Source organism: Cyclobacterium sp. (assembly GCF_014762705.1).
Classification (GTDB): domain Bacteria; phylum Bacteroidota; class Bacteroidia; order Cytophagales; family Cyclobacteriaceae; genus Cyclobacterium.
The window spans coordinates 69,056-82,081 of the sequence record NZ_JABURL010000070.1; the positions used below are offsets into that span (position 1 = coordinate 69,056).

At 44.2% G+C, this 13,026-nt stretch carries 9 protein-coding genes and 1 pseudogene; 4 read left to right on the forward strand and 6 right to left on the reverse strand.

Annotation, left to right across the window (positions count from 1 at the left end):
* Nucleotides 1-15: 15 nt before the first annotated feature.
* From HUJ21_RS13225 to HUJ21_RS13235, 3 genes are read right to left on the reverse strand one after another with little or no spacing between them, the layout of a single operon-like run.
* Nucleotides 16-807 carry an SDR family oxidoreductase gene (locus tag HUJ21_RS13225; protein ID WP_166146840.1) on the reverse strand — a complete coding sequence of 264 codons (792 nt, stop codon included), beginning with the start codon at nucleotides 805-807 and terminating at the stop codon, nucleotides 16-18.
* 2 nt (nucleotides 808-809) lie between these two features.
* Nucleotides 810-1,835, reverse strand: coding sequence for a zinc-binding dehydrogenase (locus HUJ21_RS13230; RefSeq protein WP_291370542.1), 1,026 nt, complete (start codon nucleotides 1,833-1,835; stop codon nucleotides 810-812).
* Nucleotides 1,836-1,857: 22 nt separating this feature from the next.
* Nucleotides 1,858-2,565 carry an orotidine 5'-phosphate decarboxylase / HUMPS family protein gene (locus tag HUJ21_RS13235; RefSeq protein WP_291370543.1) on the reverse strand — a complete coding sequence of 236 codons (708 nt, stop codon included), beginning with the start codon at nucleotides 2,563-2,565 and terminating at the stop codon, nucleotides 1,858-1,860.
* 318 nt (nucleotides 2,566-2,883) lie between these two features.
* On the opposite strand from HUJ21_RS13235, the gene HUJ21_RS13240 reads away from it, so the two are divergent.
* Both HUJ21_RS13240 and HUJ21_RS13245 read left to right on the forward strand, forming a co-directional pair.
* Complete coding sequence (locus HUJ21_RS13240; protein ID WP_291370544.1) at nucleotides 2,884-3,240, forward strand: hypothetical protein; 357 nt, start codon at nucleotides 2,884-2,886, stop codon at nucleotides 3,238-3,240.
* Between the two features lie 11 nt (nucleotides 3,241-3,251).
* Nucleotides 3,252-4,397, forward strand: a complete 1,146-nt coding sequence (locus HUJ21_RS13245; RefSeq protein ID WP_291370545.1) for an NAD(P)/FAD-dependent oxidoreductase — start codon at nucleotides 3,252-3,254, stop codon at nucleotides 4,395-4,397.
* A 25-nt stretch (nucleotides 4,398-4,422) separates the two neighbouring features.
* Here HUJ21_RS13245 and HUJ21_RS13250 read toward each other — a convergent pair whose 3' ends face one another.
* The 3 genes from HUJ21_RS13250 to HUJ21_RS13260 are packed head-to-tail and all read right to left on the reverse strand — an operon-like array spanning nucleotide 4,423 to nucleotide 8,480.
* Nucleotides 4,423-5,469 carry an SMP-30/gluconolactonase/LRE family protein gene (locus tag HUJ21_RS13250; RefSeq protein WP_291370546.1) on the reverse strand — a complete coding sequence of 349 codons (1,047 nt, stop codon included), beginning with the start codon at nucleotides 5,467-5,469 and terminating at the stop codon, nucleotides 4,423-4,425.
* Nucleotides 5,470-5,472: 3 nt separating this feature from the next.
* Nucleotides 5,473-6,639 carry an aldose epimerase family protein gene (locus tag HUJ21_RS13255; protein ID WP_291370547.1) on the reverse strand — a complete coding sequence of 389 codons (1,167 nt, stop codon included), beginning with the start codon at nucleotides 6,637-6,639 and terminating at the stop codon, nucleotides 5,473-5,475.
* The gene (locus HUJ21_RS13260) at nucleotides 6,636-8,480 is read right to left on the reverse strand and encodes a sugar-binding domain-containing protein (protein WP_291370548.1); all 1,845 of its coding nucleotides are present in this window, start codon (nucleotides 8,478-8,480) and stop codon (nucleotides 6,636-6,638) included. Before HUJ21_RS13260 ends, HUJ21_RS13255 begins: the two co-directional genes overlap by 4 nt.
* A 167-nt stretch (nucleotides 8,481-8,647) precedes the next feature.
* Between HUJ21_RS13260 and HUJ21_RS13265 the strand changes: the two genes are divergently transcribed.
* Both HUJ21_RS13265 and HUJ21_RS13270 read left to right on the forward strand, forming a co-directional pair.
* Nucleotides 8,648-11,722 (forward strand): PVC-type heme-binding CxxCH protein, encoded by a 3,075-nt coding sequence (locus HUJ21_RS13265; RefSeq protein ID WP_291370549.1) that lies wholly within the window; start codon nucleotides 8,648-8,650, stop codon nucleotides 11,720-11,722.
* A 187-nt stretch (nucleotides 11,723-11,909) separates the two neighbouring features.
* Nucleotides 11,910-13,026, forward strand: a pseudogene (locus HUJ21_RS13270) (hypothetical protein); the annotation flags it as partial.

A 13,026-nucleotide genomic window follows, 5' to 3' on the forward strand; every position in this document is an offset into this window, starting at 1 on the left:
ATATTTTTCGTTTGTTTATTTGATTGTACTTGTATCTTTTGGTGCATTCCTTCCTATCAGGGGATACTGCTCCAATTCCATTACCTGACCACTGACAGGGCCGCATTCATCTGATAGCCAGAAAACGGCTCCCGCAGCTATTTCTTCCGGGGCAATGATCCTTCCGGCTGGGGCATACATTCCGGGTAAACTCTCGTACCAATTATCGGAAAGACCATGACCTTTCTTTCTTTCTTTCTCCGTTTCTGTCAACACCCATCCCGGGTTGATCTGATTGACCCTGACCCCATGGTCCCGAAACAGGCTATCTCCAAGATTTCTGGTCATGGTCATCAATGCTCCCTTTGACATGCTGTAGGCCAATAAATTGGGTTCCCCACTCCAGGCATTGACAGAACCAATGTTAAGCACATTGCCTTTATTGCTTTCCAAATCAGGTAAGGCTGCTTTGATCAGTAAAAAAGGAGCAATGGAATTGATGGTCAGAACCTTTTGTAAAAAGGATTTATCAACGGACTGAAAATCAGAAGACACCACCCAGGCGGCATTGTTTACCACAGCGTCCAGTCTTCCAAAAGTTTTTTTGGCCAGACCTATCAGCCTGTCCGCGCAGCCCTCTTCCTGGAGGTCCTCCACATGTAAAACCGCCTGATGTTTTCCGATGGTATGGACCACTGCCTCTCCCCAGTCTTTTTCCAAACCATGAACTACAACTTTTGCACCTTCCTGGGCACAACGAATGGCAATAGCCTTTCCTATTCCGGTAGTACTGCCGGTTACGATGATAACTTTTCCTTTCAATCTCATTTTTAAACCGGTTTGAGTACACTTTTTACCACTTCACCGTGGTGCATTTTTTCAAAGGCCTCCAACCAGGAAGTTACCGGCCAGATGCCTCCGATTATGGGTTTTACATCCAACATACCAGAACCCATCATGCCAATTACCTTTTCCCATATGGGCCAGTTATGGCTAAAACTTCCCTGGAGCCGGACATTCTTCTGCACTATAGGGTCCAAAGAAAAGTTACAGGGTTGGGGGCCCCAGCCCACTTTTGTGATTTGCCCATTGGGTCTTACCAGATTCATGGCAATTTTCAGGGTGGCACTGGCACCAGCGGCATCTACTATCAGATCTGCTCCCAGACCATCCCTGGATTTAGCCCAATCTGTGGCATCTCCAATGATCCCCTCGCAGCCATATCCTTTGGCAATTTCCAATCTGCCTTTGTCTGCTTCCAGTCCAAGAACCGCTACTTCTGCCCCGTTAAGTTTCGCCATTACAGCACATAGCATTCCTATGGTTCCCGGACCTATCACCAGTACCCGATCACCAGGCTTGATGGCTGAATTCATGACCACGGCATTGTAAGCCACGCAACAAGGCTCTGTCAAACAAGCCTCTTCAAATGGAACCTGGTCGGGAACATGGTGAAGGCAACGTGCCGGAACTTTCACATACCGGGTCATGGCCCCATTAACTCCATATCCAAAGCCCTTTCGGGTGGGGTCCAAATTATACAGTCCTACCCTGCTCATGGGGTTCATGGGGTCGATCACAGCTGCGGTTTCACTTACCACACGGTCTCCGGTTTTCCATCCATCCACCCCGGGTCCAACTTCCAGAATTTTTCCCCCAAACTCATGCCCAAGAACCACAGGATAATTTACCGGCCAGCTATGATCAGCGGTCCATTGGTGCAGGTCACTGCCACAAACACCGACATTAGCCACTTCCAGCAAAACTTCCCCATTGCTTATCTCCGGCTTTTCAATTTCTCTCACTTCCACGGAACCTTTGGTCTCCGCATAATTAACTACAGCTGCTGATTTCATTGATCTAAGGTTTTTTTTAAAGTTATTTCTGTTTAATGGCCACATCCCCATGTGCATGCACAGCCGCACAGATTTTTCTGAGAGAAGCTTCCAGGTCTCCATCGGCAGTTTTAAAGGCATCCGCATCAATGGTCAATGGTGCCCCCAGTACCACTAATGGAGCTCCATAGCCAGGTGTAGAGATGGCTTGCTCCAGACTCAATCCACCAACAGCCTGCACTGGAATACTTACTGCGTCAACAATTTCCTTCAATTGGTCCAGTGGGCTGGGCATGCGTTTTCCCTGTGCAGCGATCCCTCTTCTTTCATCGTAACCAATGTGGTGAACAATAAAATCGCAGCCCAGGTCCTCCAGAAATCTGGCCCCCTGAACCATATCCGGACAGCCCAAATTATCCCCCATTACTTTTATACCATGGTCTTTACCGGCTTGTACCACACATTTGATGGTCTCCTCATGGGCTCTTGCCATCACCACTACATGGGTTGCTCCGGCCCTGGCCATCATTTCTGCTTCCAGATACCCGCCATCCATGGTTTTCAGATCAGCAACTATAGGGGTGTCTGGAAAAGCTTCTCTCAACTTGCGTACGCCGTGCAAGCCTTCGGCAAGGATCAATGGTGTGCCTGCCTCCAACCAGTCCACACCGGCACGCATGGCCAGTGCTGCAGTTTCCAGAGCTTCATCAATATTGGTTAAATCCAGGCTGATTTGAACAATTGGTTTCATTCTTTATGGTTAATTTTAAAGGTTACAGATTAATTATTATTGAACAGTGGCCAAAGGAACTTAAAATTAGTATATAATATTACAGCATTTTACAGGAAGAATGGGTACTAAAAAATAAAAGGAAATGAAGCAAGGGCTTTGGGTATGCATGAATGTTTGGGGGTTGACTTTTTGAATCAATGCTGAAAGAAATCAATTTAATTAATTATTTTTAAATCTCCTTAGGTTTCACGTATGAATACATGGATTATTCACAAATGGACTATTGTGTTTATACCTGAATAAACAGGTAGGGAAAATTTATAATTAATTTTAAGCATGCAGGAAAATTGGGTTTTAAGCTGGGAAGAACCAATTTCGGAAAAGGAATTTAAAAATGCGTTACCTCTTATTTTCGAACAAAAAAGGAAGGAATTGGCCATTTTTCTCAGTCTTTATACCAAAACCGAGGGAGCTATAGCAGAAAATATCAGGCTGCTATCCTGGGAAGCTTCTGCTTCTATAATTAAGGGCTCATTGTGGCTGGGATTTAATAAAGTTTTTTATAATGCCTGTCTCAATATACATGAAACAGATCAAGACAAAATAAAAATCGATTATGAAGCCAATTCACCTGTCACCAAAATCATTTTATCCGGCCCCTATATTCCTGAAAGAGAACCTGACGATATTTAATTTTTAAATGCATGAATTCATTTGATATAGCCATCATTGGCGGGGGTCCGGCTGGAGCCATGGCTGCCTACGTAGCCGCTTCCCGGAACATGAAAGTATTGATCATCGAAAAGGAAATGCTGCCCCGATATAAAACCTGTGGTGGCGGACTGGTATTACGTGGCCGAAACCGCCTGCCTTTTGACATCTCCTCTTTAATACAAAGAGAATTCCATGAGCTGGAAGTATATTTCGAACATTCCACACATTATTTCTCCACCAAAAGAACCGATCCTATAATCAGCATGGTGATGAGGGACGGATTTGATGCCTTACTGGTGGATCACGCAAAGGAGAAGGGTGCTCAAATTATGGATAAAACCCAATTAAATGGGTTAGTTCCTATAGAAAATGGTCTTATCCTGCAAACTTCAGCCGGTAACATTCAATGCCGCTACCTGATAGCTGCCGATGGTGCACTAAGTCCCACGGCAAAAATGGCAGGCTGGGGGGAAAGCAGAAAGCTTATCCCGGCTTTGGAATATGAAGTCACCGTAGGCAAGGCGGACTTCGAAAGGTTGTCCAAAAAGGTGAGATTTGACGTGGATGCAGTTCCACATGGATATGCCTGGTGTTTTCCAAAAGAGAATCATTTGTCCATTGGAGTTGGTTGCCTGAAAAAGCAAAAAATAAATCTGAAAGCTTTATACCAGGATTACCTGGAAAAATTAGGTATAAAGGAAATATTATCCGCTTCCGCTCACGGTTTTCAAATTCCAATTAGTCCCCGCAAGGAAGGGTTTTCAAAAGGCCCTGTATTTCTTGCAGGTGATGCTGCCGGTTTTGCAGACCCTCTGACTGCAGAAGGGATTTCTAATGCCCTGTATTCAGGAGAATTGGCAGCTTCAGCAATCGCCGAGAATTTTGAGCATGTTCAAACCGCCAACCTGGCTTATCAGAAAAAACTGGAGGAAAAGCTTTTACCGGAGTTGAAAACCTCAGCTATCATGGGCTGGGTCTTTTATACCCAACCCTCCCTGAGAAATCTGTTGATTCAGAAATATGGTCAAAAAGGCTGTGAATTTTTGACTGATATCTTTATGGGTAAAAAACCCTTTCCTGACAAGATCAAAAATCGGCTGAAAGAAAAAATACCTATGCTCAAATTCACTGGGTAAAAGCTTCCGGCAAACTTCCCTCTCGTCAAAGCAAGGGAATCATCACCACAAAGCTGTCAGCTGTCACAAACAAAACATCCTGTTCTTTATTAAAGGCTACATTGGACACCAATTCTCCCACCTTCAGCCTTCCCAAAAATTTCCCAGAAGGATTGAAAACCCATATTCCACCGGGTCCAGTGGCAAAAACGACTCCATCGCTCCGTATCTTTAAGCCATCCGGAAGTCCCGATTCTCCCTGCACCAACTGACTGGCATCCTGGTAAATTCGGCCATTGGATAGGGTACCATCATTATCCAGGCTATAAATGTACCAATAAGGTTTTTTCGGATCGGAATTAGCAATAATCAACTCTTTTTCACCGGGTAAAAAAGCCAGACCATTTGGTCTGCTGAGGCTATCCAAAAGCAGGTCCAGGGTTCCATCATGGCTGAAACGGTATACCCCCTGAAAAGGAATAGATTTTGCCGGATCCTCCATATTGAATTCCAAACCGTATGGTGGATCTGTAAAATAAAGGTTCCCTTCCCTGTCATAGACCCCATCATTGGGACTGTTAAAGGGTTTCCCTTCATATTGACCTACTATTGTTTCAAAATTGGGTTCCGGATCGGACAAGGGTGCTAGCATTCTGGCGAGCCGCCTGTCCCCATGCTGACAAAGAACAAGTTTACCAGCAGGATCCAGTAAGAGTCCATTGGATCCCAATTCCCCTCCACGGGAGACAGTTCCGGTAAAACCAGCAGGTTCCAGGTAAACCTTGGATTCTCCTCCCTCCTTCCAATAATGAATTTTATTGGCGGGTATTTCAGAAAATAAAAGCATTTCCTCCTCTTCCAGCCACAAGGGACCTTCAGTCCAGGAAAAACCACTTCCAATGATGGTAGCTTTGGCTGAAGAATGGATGATTTCTTCCAATGCCTTATCTGCCATATCAATAGTCAAGGGCAGATAGTTTCCAATGGAATCGGGATCACTATTTTCCAGATGGCTTTCACTACCGGATTTTTCGGCCGAACATGCCGCAATTACCAGGAGGACCGGAATAAGGAAATGCTTGAGTTTTAACATCACTTACTCAGTTACAGAAAACTTATACACACATTCATGGGCGTAAGTTTCACCGGGTCTCAAGGTTACTGAAGGAAACTGAGGCTGATTGGGAGAATCCGGATAATGTTGGGTTTCCAGACAAATAGCTCCCCGTTTGCCATAGGTTTTGTCCCCTTTTGAAGGAGATGTTCCATCCATAAAATTCCCCGTATATACCTGAACACCAGGCTGATCGGTAAATACTTCCATTTTTCGGCCATTTTCAGGTACCCAAACGGTGGCAACCAGTTTGGTATCCCTGTTACCTTCTTCCCTGTTGATTACCCAATTGTGGTCGTATCCACCCCCTTTTTGCAATTGCTCATAGTCAGCATCAATCCTTTCTCCAATTAAATGGGCTGATGTAAAATCCATGGGAGTGCCTTCCACCGGCCGCAATTCCCCTAAGGGTATCAATACCTCATTGACCGGAGTAAATTTATCCGCATTTAATTCCAACATGTGATTGCGGACATCCCCTTCACCATGCCCATTCAGGTTAAAGAAAGAGTGGTGGGTGAGGTTCACGATAGTAGGCTTATTGGTGGTAGCCTCATAGGTGATTTTAAATTCATTTTCATCGGTCAGAAAGTAATTCATATATATGGTCAGCTCTCCCGGAAAGCCTCCATGCCCATCTGCCGAAACGTATTTCATGGCCAGTTTCTGATCCGTGGCTTCAATTACATCCCAAACCACAATATGGTATCCGCCCGGCCAACCATGCAGGTTATTGGGACCGTTATTTGCCTCCAGTTCATAGGTCTCACCATCCAGTGTAAATTCAGCATCCGCAATGCGGTTGCCATACCGTCCGATCGGAGCTCCATAATAAGACCCGGGATGGTTGATGTAATCTTCCAGATTATCATATCCCAGCACCACATCCTCAAAATTGCCATTTCTATCTGGAGCAAAAAGCTCTACCACCCGCGCACCAAAATTGGTAACCGTCATTTCCATACCATTTTTATTGGTGAGCCGGTACAATTTGACGGGTTTTCCATCGATGGTTTTTTCAAATTTTGATTTATCCATTGCTGTTAAAGATTGAGTTTCCTGATTTTCTTCAGATTGTTGTGTGTCTCCCGGTCCACAGGCCAGCAAAAGGCCTGATAGTACCAAAGAACTTATTATTGTTGATTTCATTTCATGGGGATTTTAATGGAATATAATTCGGCATGTTTATTTTTTAAGAATGATGGCTCAAATTTAACCACCTTTCTGTCGTAAGTCATTAAACCGTTCACTTCTACCTCCACATCTGTAGTCTGGGTATAAATAGCTGAAGATAAACCTTGGGAGATAAGAGGTTTTAAATCCTTGATCAATTGGCTGTACCTGTCCTGAAGTTCGGATTTGTTTTTAAAACTCTGGTATCCCCAGTTATCTTTTTCCTGCCAGGTATGTCCCTCTACAGGCAGGCCAAGCCCTCCAAATTCCCCCAGAACAATAATCTGGTCCTTGCCCCAAATAGATGGGTCAGGCATCACCGGATCAGGATAATTGTGCATATCCATGATCTGGCCTGCCTTGGTATAATTTCCTCCACTAGCCCCATCCACCAGACGGGTAGGATCCTGTTTTACGGTCCATTTGACGATTTTTTCAGTATTGAACTGTCCCCAGGCTTCATTAAATGGTACCCAAACCACAATAGAAGGAAAATTATAATTGGCATCCATAATGGCTTTCCACTCCTTCATGAAGATGGCTTCTGATTCCGGTGTTCTTTGCTTTTCTGTACCTTTACCAAGTACCCCTGGCCTGGATTCCCATCGGTTGCCCATGTCTCCACTGGGCATATCCTGCCAGACAAGCATACCCATCTGATCACAATGATAATACCACCTGGCCGGTTCTACTTTGACATGTTTCCGGATCATATTAAAACCCATGTCCCTGGTTTTTTGAATATCAAATAGTAAAGCTTCCTCCGTGGGTGCCGTATACAGTCCATCTGGCCACCAACCCTGGTCTAGGGGGCCGTATTGAAAAAGGAATTCATTATTCAACAACATCCGCTGAATGCCTTTAGCATCCGGCTCCATGCTGATTTTCCGCAAAGCTGTATATCCCGTCACCTGATCAATTTTCTTCCGGCCTTCCATTAAAGTGACCTCTACATCATAAAGAAAAGGATTATCAGGGCTCCAAACATGGGGACTGGAAAGGGTAAACAAGGCTTCTTCCTGATTATTCACTGTTGTTTCACCGACAAGCTCCCCTTCAGCTAACAATTTAACGCTTATTTTTTGCCCTTTTTTGAAATGAGTGATATCAGGCCTTACTTTTATTTGTTTATGGTCCAGATCAGGCGTGTTTTTGATTGCGGATATGTATTGTTCAGGAACAGCTTCAAGCCATACTGTTTGCCAGATACCGGTCACCGGGGTATACCAAATTCCTCTGGGATCGTTAACCTGCTTGCCCCTGGGTTGAGGTCCCTCATCCGTTGGGTCCCATACTCTGATGGCCAGGGATTGGGTTTTGCCGGATTTCAACGCTTCCTGGATCTCAAAAAAGAAAGGGTCGTAGCCCCCCAGGTGCTGCCCTACTGGTTGTCCGTTGACAAAAACCTCAGCTTCCCAATCAACAGCACCAAAATGAAGCAATATTTTATCCTTTCTGGTAGCCCGGGGTATTTCTATGTCCTTGAAATACCAAAGTTCATGGTCCTTCCCTACCCTATTCCCCACCCCGGATAAGGCGGATTCAATGGCAAATGGAACCAGAATTTCCCCATCAAATGCGTCGGGCATGGGAGTACCTCTGTCCACTATGGCATAGTCCCACAAACCGTTTAAATTTTGCCAGGAATCCCGTTTCATTTGTGGACGGGGATACTCAGGAAGTGGGTTCCCCGGATCCACATCTTGAGCCCAGGGCGTTAGAATTTTATCTTTAACAGGTTGCCATTGGCTTTCCTGACCAATGGCTGATGAATAAATGAGTAATGTCAGAAACCAAAAGGATATGGTTTTTTTCATGGGTTCAATTATTTTTGAGTCAATTGTAATTCCAAAAATGGTCTTTTTAAAAAGAAATTAAGCGAAAATATCAAAAATTATGGAGAAAAGTATCGAAGGCTCCTCTAAAATCGATAATTTAATGCGAATAATGGCATTACACAACCTGGCATTACCCTATACTTCAAATGATTAGCTTTACATCCTTTTTACTGCCTGAAAATGGCTTTCCTGCTTTAATATTTCTATTGGGAATTTCCCTGATTCATCAGGGTTGCCAGGAAAAAAAATTTGCGCACCCTATTGCTGCCAACGAGGATGTGGCACAATACATGGAAAATTTTGAAGGCAGAGGTGACCTTACCGATCCCAATTCGGCTCCTACCGATCCTGCCGAGGCAATGAGGGCTTTTCAGTTACCCGAAGATCTTGAGTTAGAGCTGGTATTGAGCGAACCTGATATCGTCCAGCCCATTCACATGAGTTTTGACCACCGGGGAAGGCTTTGGGTGGTACAGTATCACCAATACCCTTATCCTGAAGGGTTAAAAATTACGTCTATCGATAACCATACCCGCGTCAGTTTTGACAAGCAGCCAGAAGCCCCGCCAGAGGGAGCAAAAGGTGCAGATAAAATCAGCGTATTTGAAGACAGCAATGGAGATGGTACTTATGACAAGTCATTTGATGCCATCAGCGGTTTAAATATTGCCACGGCAGTAGCCCTTGGCCGAAGCAAAATTTGGGTAATGAACCCTCCTTATCTTTTGGCTTTTCCGGACCCCAATGGGGATGGTCTGCCGGATGCTGATCCTGAGGTACATCTGGAGGGGTTTGGCCTTCAGGATACCCATGCCGTAGCCAATAGCCTCCACTGGGGTCCGGATGGATGGCTTTATGGCGTACAAGGAAGCACTACCTCTTCCAGGATCGAATCCAAAAACAGTGAACCAGTGGATTTTAAGGGTCAGGCTATTTGGAGGTACCATCCGGAAAAACAAGAATTTGAGCTTTTTGCCGAAGGAGGTGGAAACAATCCCTTTTATCTGGAATTTGACCGCAAGGGACGTATTTTTTCAGGGTCCAATGGATACGGAAGAGGCCCCTACTACAAACAAGGAGCCTATTACGTGAAGAGTTGGGGCAAACATGGAGCCCTTACCAACCCGTTTGCTTTTGGACATTTACCAAATATGCCTTTAGCCGGTGAAAATAAAAGGTTTACGCATGCAGTCATGATGTATGAAGCAGCTCTATTACCGCCAAAATACCAAAACAATATGATGGCCCTTAACCCCTTGCACAATTATATACAATTGACAGAACTCCAAGAAAATGGATCCTCATTTTCCAATAAGGATATAGGCTTCCTGGTCGAAACAGCAGACAAATGGTTCAGACCTGTTGACATCAAGACAGGTCCTGACGGAGCAGTGTACATCGCCGATTGGTATGACAGCAGGCTTTCGCATGTAGATCCCAGAGATACCTGGCATAAAAGTAGCGGGAGAATATACCGGATAAAGCCTTTTGGACACGCCATAAACATGGCTTCCTTTGATTTTAGCAAAGCAAATTTTACAGAGCTGGCCACCTGGTTGCAACATCCGAATAAGTGGTTCCGGCAACAGGCCTTAAGGCAATTTGCAGACCGGAAAGACAAAAATGCCCTGCCCGAATTACTGCCTTTATTCAATTCCGAAGATCCCCAGGATGCTTTGGAAGCTTTGTGGGCCATTCATCTGTCCAATGGCTTTACAGGGGATTTTGTAAGGCAAGCCCTGCAACACCCTGATCCCCACGTCCAAATGTGGACCATCAGGCTATTGGGGGACCAGAAATTAATCCCCGATGACGTTTTTCCCACTTTTCTTCAATTGGCCACCAAGCATTGCTCTCCGGAAGTGATCAGCCAGTTCGCTTCCACTATCAAAAGAATACCCACAAAACAGGCTCTTCCCGCTTTGGAAGCCCTCCTACTCCTTAAATTGGATCCTAACGATCCGGATATCCCCCTTTTGATATGGTGGGCAATGGAATCTCAAATAGCTAATGACCTTTCTCTAGTTTTGGAATGGTGGGATAATTCGGCCAACTGGCAAAACCCCATCATCAAAAGCCACCTGGCAGGACGCATGGTGCAACGCCTGGTTATGGGAAATCACTATGAGGCAGCTGCCGATTTCCTGGCAAATTCTCCTAATGAATCCTTTGATCAGGTCCTTGTGAATGGATTCTATGAAGGGATGGTAGGAAGGGACCTGAGCACTGTCCCTCCCAGGCTTTTGGAAGAAATTGCCGCAAAAGAAAAGGAGACTACACCCTTCCAACTGGAATTAAAATCAGGCGATTTTGACCACCTTCCGGATGCACTGCAATTGGTTCGTGACGAAAACCAATCTCTGAAACACAGACTAAATCTCATTTCACTTTTTGGAGAAGTAAAAGCCCCGGCAACTGTACCTGTTTTATTGGATTTGATAAAATCAGGAAACAGTCCCAGTGCTTTAAAACAGGCAGCAATACACAGCCTGAAGCATTTTAATCAGGCTGAAATCGGGAAAGAGATGGCTGCCATCTATCCGGGTATCAGGGGGGACAGTTATGTCAGGGAGGAAGCTATCCGCTTGTTTTCCAGTCGCCCCGAATGGGCAAATGCCTTTTTCCATGAAATTACCGAAACTAAAGTAATTCATAAAGAAGATGTTCCTTACCAGTTGATAAAAAATTTCTATGCAATGGAACCCGGTGATATAAAGCGTAAAGCAGCCCAAATATGGCCTGAAAGTAAGCCTCTGGACGCTGCGCAAATAAATGAAAGCATCAAGCACTGGAAAGAAGTAGTTTCCCGGGACAATGGAAACGCGGTGGCCGGCAAACAACTGTTTGTCAGCAAATGCGGCAGCTGTCATCGGCTGGGAGAAGGGGGAGGGGATATTGGTCCTGATTTAAGCGGTTACGATCGTACGAACTTAGATTATTGGTTATTGCATACCATAAATCCCAATGCAGATATCCGGGAAGGCTATGAGACCATGAAACTTACCCTTAAAGATGGAAGAATTGTAGTAGGAAAATTGGTAAAAGATGAGGGAGGGATCAAATATCTGGTACCGCCTATGGGTGGGAAAGGTGAATTTATCTCAGATGCTGATATTCGAGACATCCAATTGAATCAAACGTCCATCATGCCAGAAAGATTGTTTGAGGGGCTTCAGGAAGACCAGGTAAGGGATCTGCTGGCCTATATTCTAAAACCTTAAATAAAAAACTAAAGGTAATATCGATTTATAAAATCTATTGCTTAATTTTATTGTTTCAATTAAATTTATAATCAATATTTTGTATTTTATATAATTAAAACTGTTTTTTGTTGTGGGGCTTTTTAAGAAGGGGATTATTTTTTATACCAATGCGAGATTTAAATTCTTGACTCCCGCAATATTTGTTATGACATTGACCCTTAGTGCATTATTACAAACGCAGGGTAAAGACTGGATGGTATTCTTACCTATTTCCATTACGGGTCAGGAAGAGGTAAGCATCTTTTACGATGAAGACCTGGTAATCACCCTGGACATGCTTACCATTGATTACGATGGAGATCCCGCAGATTTATCGCTGGAGGTATTGGCAGGACCGGGGTATGATTTTACGGGAAACATCATTAACCGGACGATAGAATACGATGAGAATTGGAGCGCTGCCGGAGAAGAAATCCTGGTAAATGTAAGTGTTTCAGACGGATTAGGTGATGCCGACGATTATGAATTAAGGGTACTGGTCATCCCTCCTCTCACCCAAACCAATTATAGTGAAAACACCTGTTTGGGCACCATTTCACTGACAGTTAGGGCCTACCGGCCAAACCCAGGCTTACCCTCTGAATCATTCCCTTTTACTTTCACTTTGTTGAATGAGGCTGGAGATGTAATTGGCGAACAGGTAATCAATAACATTTTTTTCAGTCAAAGTAGTGCTAGTGCAACATTTGGCGGAAGTGAGCTGGAATTAGACAGGAATTCAAAGTATGAAATACTTGTTGAGGACAATTTAGGCAGAACTTTTAGCAGGGACGCTGGACCTATTGGAGAGGCCTACACTATAAATTTTGAATTGAATGTTTCAGGCCCTTTGTGTGCAGGAGATCCAGGAGGAGTGGTGGAATATATTATTTATGATGCTGCTGTACCATTGAGATCTTTTACCATTTTGGACGAAAACAATAACATTGTATCTGAAATTTATGATATAATCAGCCTCACGGAGGATTACTTTGTAATTAGTACGGATAATTTAGGGGCAGGAAATTACACCATGGAAATAGTTGATGGGTCTGGCTGTATTGGTTCTGAACCTTTCGAGATTATCGATCCCGAACCAATTATCGCTGAAGAAACCATTTTAAATCCTTCCTGTTTCGGAGCCAGCGATGGTCAGATTGATTTATTAATTTCCGGAGGATGGTCACAACCTTTTGCCCAGAGTTTAATTCAGGATTGGAGAGAATACAATATACAATGGTATACAAGTGGTGGTGATGAATTGGGCAGTGGGGATAATAATT